Genomic DNA, 15,722 nt, shown 5'->3' with positions numbered 1-15,722 from the left:
ACTAGCTAAATAACAACAAATACAATTTTAAAAAGGAAAATAAAATGGCTAAGGGGCAATCTCTACAAGACCCATTTCTAAACGCGCTACGCCGTGAGCGTATCCCAGTGTCTATCTACCTAGTAAATGGAATTAAGCTACAGGGTCAGATCGAATCTTTTGATCAGTTCGTTATCTTGCTGAAGAATACAGTAAATCAAATGGTGTACAAGCATGCGATTTCTACTGTTGTTCCGGCTCGAGCAGTGAGCCATCACAGTGGTGAGCGCCCAGCAGAGCGTTCACAAGAAAAGTCGGAAGATTAATCTTTTTGAACAATCATCTTAGTTTTCTAAGAAGGAGTTGATTGCTTGTTTGACCGTTATGAATCCGGTGAGCGAGCCGTACTTGTTCATATCAACTTCACGCAAGAAGGGGAGTGGGAAGATCTCAACGAGTTTGAGATGTTGGTCTCTTCGGCTGGCGTTTCTACCTTACAAGTTGTAACGGGTAGTCGTCAGTCCCCACACCCTAAATACTACGTTGGAGAGGGTAAGGCTCAGGAAATTGCACAAGCCGTGCAGCTGACTGGTGCTGAAATCGTGATTTTTAATCACGCCCTTTCGCCTGCCCAAGAACGAAACCTAGAGCAACTTTGTAAGTGTCGTGTACTCGACCGAACAGGGCTGATTCTGGATATCTTTGCTCAACGCGCACGTACTCACGAAGGTAAGCTACAGGTAGAGCTAGCTCAGCTACGCCATATCTCGACGCGACTTATTCGTGGTTGGACGCACCTTGAGCGACAAAAAGGTGGTATCGGTCTACGTGGTCCAGGTGAAACGCAGTTAGAAACGGATAGACGTTTATTGCGTGATCGCATTAAAGCGATCTTGCGCCGCCTTGATAAGGTAGCCAAGCAACGTGAACAAGGTCGTCGAGCACGAAACCGAGCAGAAATACCAACGGTATCTTTAGTGGGGTATACCAACGCAGGTAAATCAACACTATTTAACAGAATTACTGAAGCGGGCGTATATGCCGCTGATCAGCTATTTGCAACCTTGGATCCAACACTGCGTAAGATTGATCTTGCCGATGTAGGACCTGCGATCTTGGCTGATACAGTAGGTTTTATCCGTCATCTTCCTCACGACCTCGTCGCCGCATTTAAAGCAACATTACAAGAGACGCAAGAAGCTGACATTTTGTTACATGTTGTCGATGCCAGTGATGAGCGTTTTCGTGAGAATATTCAAGCTGTCCATGACGTGCTAGAAGAGATCGATGCAATCGAGATCCCATCTCTAGTCGTGATGAACAAGATCGATAATCTAGAAGGCCAAAAACCTCGTATTGAAAGAGATGAGGAAGGTATCCCACGTGCAGTGTGGGTATCGGCGATGGAAGGTATCGGTATTGAGTTGCTGTTTGAAGCGCTAACTGAACGTTTAGCGAGCCAAATGGTTCAGTATCAACTTCGTATCCCTCCACAATTTCAAGGCCGCCTTCGTAGTACTTTCTTCAACATGAAATGTATTCAACAAGAAGAATATGATGAAGAAGGAAACCTGTTGATCGATATTCGAATGCAACAGGTAGATTGGTCTAGACTTGAAAAAAGAGAAGAAGCAGTTTTACGTGACTTTATAGTTACTTAAAGGACTGCTACAGTATAACGTCATATCAAATGATGGAGCTTTCTAATGGCGTGGAATGAGCCTGGTAATAACAACGGCAACAACGGCCGCGATAATGACCCTTGGGGTAATAATGATCGCGGAAGCCGTAACTCGGGTGGCCGAGATCAAGGCCCACCGGACTTGGACGAAGTTTTTAGTAAACTGAGTCAGAAGCTTGGTGGTAAATTTGGTAAGAAAGGTGGTGGTAGTAATGGACCATCGATTGGCAATGGTGGTGCGATTGGCTTTGGCTTGATTGCCGTTATTGCTATTTTTGTTTGGGGTTTGTCAGGTATCTATACTGTTGGCGAAGCCGAGCGTGGTGTAGTACTACGCCTTGGTAAGTTCGACCGTATCGTTGATCCAGGTCTTAACTGGCGTCCTCGCTTCATCGATGAAGTGGCTCCAGTAAACGTACAAGCAATCCGTTCTCTACGTTCATCGGGTCTAATGCTGACTAAAGATGAGAACGTAGTAACTGTTGCGATGGACGTTCAGTACCGTGTTGCGGACCCATACAAATACCTATTCCGCGTTACAAATGCAGACGACAGCTTACGTCAAGCAACCGACTCTGCGCTACGTGCGGTTGTGGGCGACTCATTAATGGATAGCATCCTAACAAGTGGTCGTCAGCAAATTCGTCAAAGTACGCAAGAAACACTAAACCAAATCGTCGATAGCTACGATATGGGTGTTGTGATTGTCGATGTCAACTTCCAGTCGGCTCGTCCGCCAGAGCAAGTTAAAGACGCATTCGATGATGCAATCGCAGCGCGAGAGGATGAGGAACGTTTCGAGCGTGAAGCAGAAGCGTACCGAAATGACATCCTACCTAAAGCAACAGGTCGTGCAGAGCGTCTGAAGAAAGAAGCATTGGGTTACTCTGAGCGTGTAACTAACGAAGCATTGGGTCAAGTTGCTCAGTTTGAAAAACTGCTTCCTGAATACCAAGCGGCTCCAGAAGTTACTCGTAACCGTCTGTACTTAGACACGATGGAACAAGTATACAGCAGTACATCTAAGGTTCTGATTGATTCAGAGTCGAGCGGTAATCTGTTGTACCTACCTATCGATAAGTTGGCAGGCGAAGGTCAAACTCAAACTAAACGTAACACGAGATCATCTTCAACTTACGATCAGATTGAGTTAGAAACTCAACCTAGCGATTCAACTTCAGATTCACAGTCTCGTTCAACTAGTTCACGTCAAGGGAGATATTAAGAATGCGTAAGTTAATGATCCCTGTAATTGTCGTAACGATTGCACTATTGCTGATGTCAATGTTTGTAATCCAAGAGGGTGAGCGTGGCCTAGTAATCCGATTCGGCCGTGTACTTGATGAAAACGGCATTTCGAAGACTTATGAACCAGGTCTTCACTTTAAGATGCCGCTGTTTGACCGTGTGAAGATCCTTGATGCACGTATCCAAACAATGGATGGTCGTTCAGACCGTTTCGTAACGTCTGAGAAAAAAGACGTTATCATCGATACTTACGTGAAATGGCGTATTGCTGACTTTGGTCGTTACTACCTAACTACAGGTGGCGGTAACGCACTAACAGCAGAAGCACTATTAGAGCGTAAAGTAACTGACGTACTTCGTTCTGAGATCGGTGCTCGTGAAATCAAGCAAATCGTATCTGGTCCTCGCAACGCGGACGTTCTACCTGAAAGTTTAGATACTGAAGAGGGTGCAACTGAAGCGGCAATCGAAGCTCTAGAGATCGATGGTGAGCGTGATAAAATCATGGAAAACGTTCTAGACGGCACACGTGATAGCGCAATGTCTGACCTTGGTGTTGAAGTTGTTGATTTCCGAATGAAGAAAATCAACCTTCCTGACGAGATCAGTGAGTCTATCTACCGTCGTATGAGAGCTGAGCGTGAGTCTGTGGCTCGTCGTCACCGTTCTCAAGGTCGTGAGAAAGCCGAAGTTATCCGTGCACAAGCTGAGCTAGAAGTAGCAACAGTACTTGCAGAAGCAGACAAGACAGCTCGTGTAACTCGAGGTGACGCGGATGCAGAAGCTGCTAAGATTTACTCTGATGCTTACAACAAAGACCCAGAATTCTTCGGATTCCTGCGTTCTCTGAAAGCATACGAGAAATCATTCAGCGATAAGAGCGACATTCTTGTATTGGATCCGAAGAGCGACTTCTTCCAATACATGAACAACGCAAAAGGCGCGACAGCTGAGTAAGCGAAAAGGTTGAAGGACGCTTCGCTATAGAACGGACTTCTTCCTATAGGTAAGAGAAAGCGCAGATTGTTGATTCAATTTGCGCTTTTTGTTTTTAGAATAAAGGTGGCTATCTTGCTCTACTAGGCACTAGGCACTAGGCACTAGGCACTAGGCACTAGGCACTAGGCACTAGGCACTAGGCACTAGGCACTTAAATCATCATCCCCACAATCACTGCACCCGCAACCACTAGACAGCCACCGATTCGACGCAATTGGTTATCAGGCTGCTCGCTTAGTTGAGCCACCATATTACGCCAGCCGTTGGGAGCAATGAGCGGTCCGAGTCCCTCGACAATCAATACTAGCCCTAGTGCGATCCAAATAGAGTGTGACATTTTATTTCTCACTGAATTTAAAAATGACAAAGATATCAGCTTATTACCACGGCTAGAAAATGAAGCCAATCGAAACAAAGCTTGAGTTGCCATTATTGTGAACAAAAAATGACTGCAAGAATTGTGATTCGGTGCTAGAATCCATTTTTAACTAGCAACAGATACTGGAAAGATGGGAAATAACGTAGTCGTTCTAGGCACCCAATGGGGTGACGAAGGTAAAGGTAAAATTGTTGACCTTTTAACTGAAGATGCAAAATATGTGGTTCGCTACCAAGGCGGTCACAATGCAGGTCACACACTTGTAATTGACGGTGAAAAAACCGTTCTTCACTTAATTCCATCAGGCATCCTACGCGATAACGTTAAATGTGTTATCGGTAACGGCGTTGTACTTTCGCCTGAAGCACTTCTTAAAGAAATGAAGCCTCTAGAAGATCGTGGTATCCCAGTACGCGAGCGTCTTTTCGTTTCTGAAGCTTGTCCTCTAATTCTTCCATACCACGTAGCTATCGACCAAGCTCGCGAAATCGCGCGCGGTGCAAAGGCTATTGGTACAACAGGTCGTGGTATCGGTCCTGCTTATGAAGATAAAGTTGCTCGTCGCGGTCTACGCGTTGGTGACCTTTTCGATAAAGAAGCATTTGCCGCGAAACTAAAAGAAGTAATGGAATTCCACAACTTCCAGCTAGAGCATTTCTACAAAGCTGAAACAGTAAGCTATGAAGAAGTTCTTGAGCAATGCATGGGCTTCGCAGACCTACTAACGTCTATGGTTATGGACGTAACTGACGAACTTGACGCGGCACGTAAGCGTGGCGACAAGATCATGTTCGAAGGTGCTCAAGGTACGCTACTAGATATCGACCACGGTACATACCCATACGTAACGTCTTCTAACACGACTGCTGGTGGTGTTGCTGCAGGTTCTGGTTTTGGTCCTCGTCACATTGGTTACATCCTTGGTATTACTAAGGCTTACTGTACTCGTGTTGGTTCTGGTCCTTTCCCGACTGAGCTTTACGATGGCCTAGACAAGCAAGACCCTGTTGGTAAGCACCTTGGTGATGTTGGTCATGAGTTCGGTGCAACAACCGGTCGTCTACGTCGTACAGGTTGGTTCGATGCTGTTGCTATGCGTCGTGCGATCCAAATCAACTCACTAACAGGTATGTGTCTAACTAAGCTAGACGTACTAGACGGTCTTGAAGAAATTAAGATCTGTACTGGTTACAAGATGGCTGATGGCTCAATCCTAGAAGTTTCTCCAATGGCTGCTGAATCTTTCGAAGAAGCGACGCCAATCTACGAAACAATGCCTGGTTGGTCTGAGACGACTTTCGGTGCTAAGACTATCGATGCACTGCCTCAAGCGGCTCTAAACTACATCAAGCGCCTAGAAGAGCTAACTGGTGTGCCAATTGACATCATCTCAACGGGCCCTGACCGTAATGAAACAATCATTAAGGTTCACCCATACCAAGCTTAATGCGTAGCATTATCTAGATTACAAAAGCCGGCTTTATTGCCGGCTTTTTTGTATGTTGTTTCCATTCCTATCACTGCACGTGATGATCTTTCATACTTCATCTGGCAAAATATTGCCCATGAGCGGCAATTATTGTCTAAAGATAACCTTACGCTTGCCGATAATGTTATCAGGCTGATAAATGCAGCTTGTCGAGATTTAAGAGTATTCGTATGAAGATAAAAGCAGTGGCTGCTTCATTGCTGATATCGGTGATGTCTCCCCTAGCGAAAGCTAACTTAGCGGATGTGGGAGCTCCGGTACCTATCTACACTGAAGCAGAACTAATAAAACTAATTGATAACAACCAGCACCTTGAACGTGTCAAAGCGGATCAATGTCAGCTGGTGGAAGACATTGTTGCTCGAGCAACGCGCATAAGCTTGCCATCCTATGAGTTCCTTTACGGGGACATGTTGGCTTGGGGGGTGTGTGTTGAGCAAGATGTAGAGCTTGGTCTCTACTACATGGAAAATGCAGCTCACCAAGGCTTACCTAGTGCTCTTGAGCAGCTTGGTCGTTATTACTCGCGTGGCACATTAGTCCAGCAAGATAAAGAACGCGCAATCCCATACCTTCGTGAAGCAGCAGCGATGGGTAATCTTAAAGCACGTATTCATCTTGCAGAGCTTCTACTACGTGATTATGGTAGTCCTCTCGATTATGAAGATGCCTACCGCTGGTTGTATAACTCAGTAACGGCAGATAAACGCCAACATCAGCGCATCGCTGTATTGCGAAATGGCTTAGAAAATCGTATGCCACAGAATGTGATCGCAAGAGCCAAACGCCGCGAGACATTCTGGTAACACTCTCCAAATCCAAACGACTCTTAAATCTGAAGCCACATTGTGAATCAATGTGGCTTTTTCGTATTGTATGTCCCGTCATGAAATCAAAAAAGCCGCTTGGGGCTATCCCAAACGGCTGATCTAGTATCATTTACTTAGTGTTATTACTGTACGACTTCACCTGATTCGATGACAGTCTCGCGAACCACTTTAGTGAATTCTAGCGCCTCTTCACGGATCTTGTCTTCATCGACTGTCAGCATGTTGCGATCTTTCATGATGATCTTGCCGTCAACAATCGTGTGCTTAACGTTTGCAGAGTTTGCTGAGTAAACCAATGCAGAGTATGGGTTGTAGACTGGAACCATGTTCGGCGCCTTAGTATCAACAACGATGACATCGGCTAGCTTGCCTGCTTCTAGAGAACCAATCTTGTCTTCCATGTGCAGTGCTCTTGCAGCACCCATAGTCGCCATATCAATAACCTTGATTGGTGGCATTGCAGCGCGGTCTTTGTTGACTAGCTTGTGAACCTTAGCAACCTGGTTGAACTCATCAATTGTGCTGAGTGTGTTGCCTGACATAGGACCATCGGTACCAAGGCCGATACGTACATTTTCGTCATACATTTTCAGCGCTGGTGAAACGCCTTTTGCTGACTTAATGTTCGCACTCATGTTGTGTGCCACACCCATGTCAGACTCTTTCACTAGCTTGATGTCTTCATCATCAACAAGAATCATGTGTGCGCCAACCAGGTTTTTGTTTAGTGCGCCGATGCTGTGCATGTATTGAACCGGAGACATGCCTTCAGCACGTGCTGCGATCTTCTCTTCTTCACGATGTGATTCTGCAAGATGGATCATCACAGGCACATCATGTTCTAGCGATAGTTTTGCAACTTTCTGTAGGATCTCGGTTGTGTTGGTATATGGTGCATGAGGAGCAAACGCTGGCGTAATACGAGGGTGATCTTTGTACTCTTCAATGAAGTTCAGAGCGTACTTGATACCTTCCTCAGCGTTCGCTGCATCGGCTACTGGGAACTTAATGACTGTCTCACCAAGCACGGCACGCATACCGATTTCATCTACTGTTTTCGCCACTTCGTCTTCAAAGTAGTACATATCTGCGTAAGTAGTCACGCCACCCTTAACCATCTCAACGTTACCCAGGTTGGCACCAATACGAACCATGTCGCGAGAAACCAGTTTCGCTTCAAGAGGGAAGATGTAGCGGTGCAGGCGATCAGGCACATCATCGGCAAGTGAGCGGAACACCGTCATCGATACGTGAGTGTGAGTGTTGATCAACCCAGGCATAACGATATCGCCATCAACATCAAGCGTCTGCTCAGCTTGGTACTGTTTAGCAAGCGCTTGATCACCGACTGCTACAATTTTGTTGTCATCGATAACAACCGTACCGTTTTCATACACAATTTTCTCTTGGTTCATGGTAAGAACCAACGCATCAGTGATCATTAGATCAACTTTTTGTGCAGCGTGCGAGAAGGTGCTTAAGCCAGCGATAGTCGCTGCTAATAGCGTTTGCTTAATATTCATAATAACTCTCAAAGTATGGTGTTTTATAAGCGCGAATGATAGTGACTTCTCTATCAATTGCAAACGTTTGCTGCGTCGCAAGTGATCTTGATTCGAGTTAAGTGAAGTTGTGAAAACTTATGTTGTGATATGCATTGGCTGGGGTGGTTGAGCAGCTTTTTTAAAGCAAATCTGTAGGTTATCTCGTTACTCAGATATACTAGCTTTAATTCCCCTCTCTTCTAAGTAGGTCAACCTATGTCAGAGACTATCAATAACGATCCCTTCGCGGAACGTGAATCAAAGAATTATGAAAATCCAGTTCCTAGCCGAGAGTTCATTATTGAATTCTTAACGGGAGCGAATGTGCCAATGAATCGCAATGATTTGTTTGAAGCGCTACAGCTTTCGGGTGAAGAGCAGTATGAAGGCCTACGTCGTCGCCTGCGTGCGATGGAACGAGATGGTCAGCTGATCTTTACTCGTCGCCAGTGCTACGCTCTTCCAGAAAAGTTAGAGCTGGTTAAGGGCTATGTGATTGGCCATAAAGATGGTCATGGTTGGGTTCGCCCAGAAGGCAGCTTAGGCAAAGATGACGATATCTTGCTACCACACCATCAGATGCGCACCATCATTCATGGTGACTACGTATTAGCTCAGCCAACAGATAATAGTAAACGCGGCCGTAGAGAGGGACGTCTTGTTCGTGTACTAGAAGAGCGTAAAACGCAGATTGTTGGTCGATTCTTCCTAGAGCAAGGCTATTGTTATGTAGTGCCTGATGATTCACGTATTAGCCAAGATATTCTCATTCCAAATGATCAACGCTTAGCTGCTCGTATGGGTAATGTGGTAGTGATTGAAGTTACTGATCGTGGTAGTCGATCGCGTGGCATGACCGGTAAGGTGGTTGAGGTTCTCGGTGAGAGCAATGACCCAGGTATGGAGACGCAAATCGCTATCCGTACCCATCAGATTCCAAATGAATGGCCAAACGAAGTTCTTAAACAGTTAGAGAACCTAGGTGAACACGTTCCTGAGGAAGCAAAAGAGGGGCGTGTGGATCTGCGTGATTTGCCACTAGTCACTATTGATGGTGAAGACGCGCGAGATTTCGATGACGCCGTGTTCTGTGAAGCGAAAAAAAGTGGCGGTTGGCGTCTATGGGTAGCCATTGCCGATGTAAGTTACTACGTGCGCCCGGACACAGCGCTAGACAAAGAAGCCATTAACCGTGGTAACTCGGTCTATTTCCCAAGCCAAGTGGTACCAATGTTACCAGAGGTACTTTCAAATGGTCTCTGTTCACTAAACCCACAGGTTGATCGCCTGTGTATGGTTTGTGAGATGACTATTTCTGCAAGCGGCAAATTGTCGGGTTACAAGCACTATGAAGCGGTGATGAATTCACATGCTCGCCTAACCTATAACAAGGTAGGAGCGATCCTAGATGGCGATGCGGAACTTCGTCTTCGCTACGGAGCAGTTGTACCGCATCTTGAAGAGCTGCACAAAATGTACAAGGTGCTGAAAACCGCACGTGATCAGCGCGGTGCGATTGAGTTTGAAACCGTAGAAACCAAGTTTATCTTCAATGCGGAGCGTAAGATCGACAGCATTGAGCCTGTGATTCGTAATGATGCCCATAAGATCATCGAAGAGTGTATGATTTTGGCAAACATCGCATCAGCATCGCTGGTGGAAAAACTCAAAGAGCCTTCGTTGTTCCGAATTCACGAGTCTCCGGGTGAGATGCGCCTGCAAAGCTTTAAAGATTTTCTTGGTGAACTAGGTTTGTCTCTTAATGGGGGATTAGAGCCATCACCAACGGATTATGCTGACCTCATGCATCAAATTGGCGAACGTGCGGATAAAGAGCTGATTCAAACCATGCTGCTGCGTTCAATGAAGCAAGCGGTATACAACGCGGATAATGTAGGTCACTTCGGTTTGGCACTGAAACGTTATTCCCATTTCACATCCCCTATTCGTCGTTACCCTGATTTGCTACTGCACCGCGCGATTAAATACCTCATTGCTAAGCAAGAAGGTCGTAACAAAGACCGTTGGACACCAACTGGTGGTTACCATTATTCATTCGATGATATGGATGTCTATGGTGAACAATGTTCGATGACAGAGCGTCGCGCCGATGATGCAACCCGTGAAGTGGCTGATTGGTTGAAGTGTGAGTACATGCAAGACCACGTAGGTGAAGTACTCGACGGTGTGATCGCGAATGTGACTGGCTTTGGTTTCTTTGTTCGATTATCCGAACTGCACATTGACGGCTTAGTGCATGTGTCCTCTTTGGGTAATGATTATTATCAGTTCGATCCAATTGGTCAGCGTATGGTAGGTGAGAGCTCCGGTGCGATTTATCGCTTGGGTGATGCTGTTAAAGTCAAAGTACTATCTGTTAGTTTAGATAGTCGACAAATTGACTTTGAAATTGCCGAGACAAGCCGTAAGCTACGCGGCAAAGGAAAAACGGCGAAGAAGCGTGCAGCTGACGCGAAGAAGAAAGCGCAAGGCAAAAAACGCGCAGCAGTGAAAAGCCGTAATGCGGGCAAGGCAACACCTATGGTAGAGCCAACTAAGCGTCCAGATGGAAGCTGTGATGAGGCAGGTTCTGGTAACAAGAAACGCAAGACATCAGCTGCGGAGAAAGCCCGCAAAGCCAAAGCACGAGCGAAGAAGCATAAAGCTCGTAATAAGAAATAAACGCGGAACAGATTAAATGAGTAACGAATTTATCTACGGCATCCACGCGGTGAAGGCTGTGCTGGCAAATGATCCAGCACGCTTCATCGAAGCTTATGTACTAAAAGGTCGCCAAGATGAGCGATTAATGCCAGTGCTGAATGAACTGCAGCAATGCGGTGTTTCGATTCAACAGATGGGTCGTAAAGTACTTGATGACAAAGCGAAGGGTGCGAACCACCAAGGCATTATCGTAAAGGTAAAGCCGGCTAAGCAACTCAATGAGCATGACCTTGATGCAATTCTAGCCCAGCATGAACAGCCGTTATTGCTCGTGCTTGATGGTGTCACTGACCCGCATAACCTAGGTGCTTGCCTGCGTAATGCGGATGCAGCGGGTGTAGCTGCGGTTATTGTACCTAAAGACAGATCCGCTCCACTGACTGCGACAGTAAGCAAGGTTGCTGTGGGTGCTGCTGAAACGGTACCACTTGTACGTGTAACTAACCTTGCTCGTACGATGCGTGCGTTGCAAGAACAAGGTGTATGGTTTGTGGGTACTGCGGGTGAGGCAACTCATGACGTATTCAATGCCAAGCTCACGGGTCCACTAGCGATTGTTATGGGGGCCGAGGGTGATGGTATGCGCCGTCTAACGCGTGAAACCTGTGATGACTTAATTAAGATTCCAATGGCAGGTAGTGTTTCGAGCCTTAACGTATCGGTAGCATCCGGTATTTGTCTGTTTGAAGCTGTGCGCCAGCGAAATCTTTAGTTCCTAGTACCAAGTTACTAGTTACTAGTTACTAGTTCCTAGTTTTTAGAGCGTCGAACCTCTAGGAACTAGGAACCACTCCTTCCAGGAACTTCCTTCCTAAAAACTGTTTCATTATTCACCAAATTCCGCTTGCTAATACCCGTCGACTTCTATAATATTTGCCGTCCTTAAAACTCGGTCATTTATCTTTAGTTCCTTGCTTCCTCTGGACGACCGGGCCAAACGTGGAAGCTAGTAATCCGTAAGGAGCAACACATGCGTCATTACGAAATCGTATTCATGGTGCACCCTGATCAAAGCGAGCAAGTTGCTGGCATGATCGAGCGTTACACTGGTTCAATCACTGAAGCTGGCGGTACTGTACACCGTCTAGAAGACTGGGGTCGTCGTCAAATGGCTTACCCAATCAACAAGCTTCACAAAGCTCACTACGTTCTAATGAACGTTGAAGCTGACCAAGCTGTAATCGATGAACTAGAAACTGCTTTCCGTTTCAACGATGCAGTTCTACGTAACATGATCATGCGTAAGAAAGCGGCTATCACTGAGCAATCTATCATGCTTAAGCAAAAAGAAGAGCGTGCAGAGCGTGCTCCTCGTCGTGAAGAGCGTTCAGAAGCTAAGCCAGAAGCAGCTGCTGAGTAATAACCCTTATGACCAATCGAATGGAGCTTAGCGGCACCGTCGCAAAAGATCCGATTCGAAGCCAAAGCCCTGCGGGTGTTGAGCATTGCCGATTTTGGCTAGAACATCGCTCTACAGTGGTTGAAGCTAACCTTCCGCGACAAGTTTATTGTCGAATGCCGGTTGTTGTTAGTGGGCTAAGGTCAAAAGAATTAACTCAAGAATTAGTTATAGGCAGTCACATTAAGGTAAGCGGCTTTGTTGCTTATCAAACCGGCCGAAATGGCTTGGGAAAATTAGTGTTACATGCCGACAACATCATCAAAATTTAGATCAGGAGATAGCCCATGGCTCGTTTCTTCCGTCGTCGTAAATTCTGCCGTTTCACTGCAGAAGGCGTACAAGAGATTGATTACAAAGACGTAGCAACTCTTAAAAACTACATCACTGAAGCTGGTAAAATCGTACCTAGCCGTATCACTGGTACAAGCGCTAAATACCAGCGTCAACTAGCTCGCGCTATCAAGCGTGCTCGTTACCTAGCTCTACTACCGTACACTGATAAGCATCAGTAATCGGTCGTTTTATTAAGAAAGAGGATTAAACAATGCAAGTTATTCTACTTGATAAAATCGGTAACCTAGGTGGTCTTGGCGATACTGTTAACGTTAAATCTGGTTACGCTCGTAACTTCCTTATTCCTCAAAATAAGGCAGTAATGGCAACTAAAGCTAACGTTGAAATGTTCGAAGCTCGTCGTGCTGAACTAGAAGCAAAAGTTGCTGAGCAACTAACTGCTGCTGAAGCTCGTGCTGAGAAAGTAAACGCTCTAGAAGCTGTTGTTATCGCATCAAAAGCTGGTGACGAAGGTAAACTATTCGGTTCTATCGGTACTCGTGACATCGCTGACGCAATCACTGCGGCAGGCGTTGAAGTAGCTAAGAGCGAAGTTCGTCTTCCTGAAGGCGCTCTACGTAACACTGGTGAGTTCGAGATCAGCGTTCAACTTCACTCTGAAGTTTTCGCTACTGTGAACCTAGAAGTAGTTGCTGCTGAGTAATTCAGTTTAGAAACGAATTTGATTCGTGACTAATTTAAACACCCGCCTCGGCGGGTGTTTTTTTATGTCTGAAGCAATCACTCTTTAGAACTTGAACAGTAGGTTGACGGAGAAAATTGTGTCGTCATTGCTCAGCCCTTCAGGAACTCGGTTATGGTAGGTTCGAGTATGAGAGACACGCAGGGCAATATCTTCGGTGATGTTGTTCACCACACTCACATCGGTATCCGTTCTTGTATTGCTGTGACCAGAGATAACCGTTAAATCCCCCTCAAAGGCAAGGTTCTTCAACATTTGCCAGCGTGCATTAATGTGTCCACGAAAAATGCCTTCCTCAACAATTTCTGGGAAGATCAAGTCATCATCATCGATTTCATCGAGATTGGGTTCTTGATAACGAAAACCCGGACCGACTTCCACCTCTAGTACCAAGTCATCAGTATTGAAAAACTGATAACCAAGACCACCAGATAAAGTGTAATCCTTGAAGTATGCGCCGTAGCGGGAATCGATACCTTGAAAGCTACCATACAGGTAGGTCTGAGTGCCTAACTTGTAGTCACTCTGCATTGCGTAGGTAGATTGACGTTTGTCTTCTTCACCATCTTTATACAGCAGGTAGTATTTCCACTCACCTGTTGTACGGTGACGACCAGCTATATACTCACCACCGAGTCGTGAGTTCATCGACTTAGAATCAGAGTTGCCGGAGTGCGCCTGATAGCCGAATTCCACCTCTGTTTTAAGAGGAGAGGGTACTTCAATTTCCGTTTGCGTCGTATTGTCTTCGCTTGCTTGTTCAGCGTATGCGAGGTGGCATCCGAAAAACCAAATACCTAGAAACCACTTATTCGACACATCACCCTCATCAATGAATTTAGACTGACCTAATTGTAGGCAAACAAATCGAAAATACGTCAGCCAATCGTCAAAAGTTCATGAGTATAAAGAGATAGGCAGCCAAAATGAATCAGTTAATTACAATCCTTATATCTTCGTTATAATGGGCGGTTCTAGTGCACAAATCTATCGAGTGAAGTCATGGCAGGCGTACCGCAGACAAACAAACGAGACTCTCAAGTCGACGCAATTAAAGTTCCTCCACATTCTATCGAAGCCGAACAGTCGGTGATCGGTGGCCTAATGCTTGATAATGAGCGTTGGGATACAGTGGCAGAGATCGTGGTACCGTCAGACTTCTATAGCCGACCTCATCGCCTTATTTTTGAATCTGCTCAAACCTTGTTTGAAGAAAGCAAGCCGGTGGATCTGATCACCTTATCCGAAGCACTTGAGCAAAAAGAACAACTCGATGATGTGGGTGGCTTTGCTTACTTGGCTGACCTGGCGAAGAACACACCAAGTGCAGCAAACATTAATGCCTACGCTGAAATTGTTGCGCAGCGCTCTCAGGTTCGCAGCCTGATTGGCGTTGCGAATGAGATTGCCGATGCGGGTTATGATCCACAAGGTCGCGATGCAGAAGAGCTGCTCGACTTTGCAGAGAGCAAGGTTTTTGCGATCGCGGAGGCGCGCACCAATGAAAATGAAGGTCCGCAAAACGTTGATTCTATTCTTGAGAAAACGTTAGAGCGTATCGAAGAGCTGTATAAGTCACCACAAGATGGTGTGACGGGTGTGGACACGGGATTTGTTGACCTCAATAAGAAGACTGCGGGTCTGCAAGGTTCTGACCTAGTAATCGTCGCCGCACGTCCATCGATGGGTAAAACCACCTTTGCGATGAACTTATGTGAAAACGCAGCGATGGTGCAAGAAAAGCCTGTACTTATCTTCTCTCTAGAGATGCCTGCAGAACAGATCATGATGCGTATGCTGGCGTCCCTTTCTCGTGTCGACCAAACTAAGATCCGTACTGGTCAGCTAGATGACGAAGATTGGGCTCGTATCTCCTCGACAATGGGGATGATGATGCAGAAGAAGAACATGTACATCGATGACAGCTCGGGTCTAACACCAACCGAAGTTCGCTCTCGCGCGCGTCGTATTGCACGTGAGCATGGTGGTCTGTCGATGATCATGGTCGATTACCTTCAGTTAATGCGTGTTCCTGCTCTATCGGATAACCGTACTTTGGAAATCGCCGAAATTTCACGCTCGCTTAAAGCGCTAGCAAAAGAGCTAAACGTTCCGGTTGTCGCACTATCTCAGCTTAACCGTTCCCTAGAGCAACGTGCGGATAAACGCCCTGTGAACTCGGATCTTCGTGAATCAGGCTCTATCGAGCAGGATGCCGATTTGATCATGTTTATCTACCGTGATGAGGTTTATAACCCAGATAGCCAATACAAAGGCACGGCTGAAATCATTCTTGGTAAGCAGCGTAACGGCCCTATCGGTTCAGTGCGTCTGACCTTCCAAGGTCAATGGTCTCGCTTTGATGATTATGCAGGTCCTGCTTTCGATTATGACGATGAGTAACCAAGGAT

The 15,722-nt window shown here is 46.0% G+C and carries 16 protein-coding genes; 13 read left to right on the top strand and 3 right to left on the bottom strand.

Translation table 11 applies throughout. The features are described from left to right. The first annotated feature begins 44 nt into the window (after positions 1-44). The 4 genes from hfq to hflC are packed head-to-tail and all read left to right on the top strand — an operon-like array spanning position 45 to position 3,865. Positions 45-305, top strand: coding sequence for an RNA chaperone Hfq (gene hfq / locus DPF91_RS20060; RefSeq protein WP_117236220.1), 261 nt, complete (start codon positions 45-47; stop codon positions 303-305). Between the two features lie 45 nt (positions 306-350). Further along, on the top strand, positions 351-1,640 hold the full coding sequence (hflX, locus tag DPF91_RS20055) for a ribosome rescue GTPase HflX (RefSeq protein ID WP_117236219.1): 1,290 nt from the start codon (positions 351-353) through the stop codon (positions 1,638-1,640). A gap of 45 nt (positions 1,641-1,685) precedes the next feature. After that, entirely contained in the window at positions 1,686-2,885 is a 1,200-nt protein-coding gene (gene hflK, locus DPF91_RS20050) for an FtsH protease activity modulator HflK (RefSeq protein WP_117236218.1), read from the top strand. Positions 2,886-2,887: 2 nt separating this feature from the next. Continuing rightward, positions 2,888-3,865 (top strand): protease modulator HflC, encoded by a 978-nt coding sequence (gene hflC / locus DPF91_RS20045; protein ID WP_117236217.1) that lies wholly within the window; start codon positions 2,888-2,890, stop codon positions 3,863-3,865. A 193-nt stretch (positions 3,866-4,058) separates the two neighbouring features. Here the strand turns inward: hflC and DPF91_RS20040 are convergent, their stop codons facing one another. Next, positions 4,059-4,244 (bottom strand): DUF2065 domain-containing protein, encoded by a 186-nt coding sequence (locus tag DPF91_RS20040; protein WP_117236216.1) that lies wholly within the window; start codon positions 4,242-4,244, stop codon positions 4,059-4,061. Between the two features lie 172 nt (positions 4,245-4,416). Between DPF91_RS20040 and DPF91_RS20035 the strand changes: the two genes are divergently transcribed. Beyond that, positions 4,417-5,733 (top strand): adenylosuccinate synthase, encoded by a 1,317-nt coding sequence (locus DPF91_RS20035; protein WP_117236215.1) that lies wholly within the window; start codon positions 4,417-4,419, stop codon positions 5,731-5,733. Positions 5,734-5,945: 212 nt separating this feature from the next. Beyond that, positions 5,946-6,581 carry a flagellar protein MotX gene (motX, locus tag DPF91_RS20030; RefSeq protein WP_117236214.1) on the top strand — a complete coding sequence of 212 codons (636 nt, stop codon included), beginning with the start codon at positions 5,946-5,948 and terminating at the stop codon, positions 6,579-6,581. A gap of 146 nt (positions 6,582-6,727) precedes the next feature. Here motX and DPF91_RS20025 read toward each other — a convergent pair whose 3' ends face one another. Beyond that, positions 6,728-8,128 carry an amidohydrolase gene (locus DPF91_RS20025; protein ID WP_117236213.1) on the bottom strand — a complete coding sequence of 467 codons (1,401 nt, stop codon included), beginning with the start codon at positions 8,126-8,128 and terminating at the stop codon, positions 6,728-6,730. A 237-nt stretch (positions 8,129-8,365) separates the two neighbouring features. Between DPF91_RS20025 and rnr the strand changes: the two genes are divergently transcribed. The 6 genes from rnr to rplI all read left to right on the top strand — a co-directional run bounded on the left by rnr (position 8,366) and on the right by rplI (position 13,272). Next, positions 8,366-10,831: a ribonuclease R gene (rnr, locus tag DPF91_RS20020; RefSeq protein WP_117236212.1), complete on the top strand. Its 2,466-nt coding sequence runs from the start codon at positions 8,366-8,368 to the stop codon at positions 10,829-10,831. Positions 10,832-10,847: 16 nt separating this feature from the next. Beyond that, a complete protein-coding gene (gene rlmB / locus DPF91_RS20015) occupies positions 10,848-11,585 on the top strand; it encodes a 23S rRNA (guanosine(2251)-2'-O)-methyltransferase RlmB (protein ID WP_117236211.1) in 738 nt (245 codons plus the stop codon). Positions 11,586-11,843: 258 nt separating this feature from the next. After that, positions 11,844-12,233, top strand: coding sequence for a 30S ribosomal protein S6 (gene rpsF / locus DPF91_RS20010; protein ID WP_117236210.1), 390 nt, complete (start codon positions 11,844-11,846; stop codon positions 12,231-12,233). 8 nt (positions 12,234-12,241) lie between these two features. Continuing rightward, complete coding sequence (gene priB / locus DPF91_RS20005) at positions 12,242-12,544, top strand: primosomal replication protein N (protein ID WP_117236209.1); 303 nt, start codon at positions 12,242-12,244, stop codon at positions 12,542-12,544. 15 nt (positions 12,545-12,559) lie between these two features. Beyond that, positions 12,560-12,787 (top strand): 30S ribosomal protein S18, encoded by a 228-nt coding sequence (gene rpsR / locus DPF91_RS20000; protein ID WP_000090471.1) that lies wholly within the window; start codon positions 12,560-12,562, stop codon positions 12,785-12,787. A gap of 32 nt (positions 12,788-12,819) precedes the next feature. Next, a complete protein-coding gene (gene rplI, locus DPF91_RS19995) occupies positions 12,820-13,272 on the top strand; it encodes a 50S ribosomal protein L9 (protein WP_117236208.1) in 453 nt (150 codons plus the stop codon). Between the two features lie 84 nt (positions 13,273-13,356). Here rplI and DPF91_RS19990 read toward each other — a convergent pair whose 3' ends face one another. Then, positions 13,357-14,130 (bottom strand): DUF481 domain-containing protein, encoded by a 774-nt coding sequence (locus tag DPF91_RS19990; protein ID WP_117236207.1) that lies wholly within the window; start codon positions 14,128-14,130, stop codon positions 13,357-13,359. 183 nt (positions 14,131-14,313) lie between these two features. Between DPF91_RS19990 and DPF91_RS19985 the strand changes: the two genes are divergently transcribed. Continuing rightward, positions 14,314-15,714: a replicative DNA helicase gene (locus DPF91_RS19985; RefSeq protein ID WP_117236206.1), complete on the top strand. Its 1,401-nt coding sequence runs from the start codon at positions 14,314-14,316 to the stop codon at positions 15,712-15,714. Positions 15,715-15,722 lie beyond the last annotated feature (8 nt).

This window comes from Vibrio maerlii (genome assembly GCF_003415655.1).
Lineage (GTDB): Bacteria > Pseudomonadota > Gammaproteobacteria > Enterobacterales > Vibrionaceae > Vibrio > Vibrio maerlii.
The sequence above is the reverse complement of the archived record's forward strand: the minus strand, read 5'-3'. Positions and strand labels throughout refer to the sequence as shown.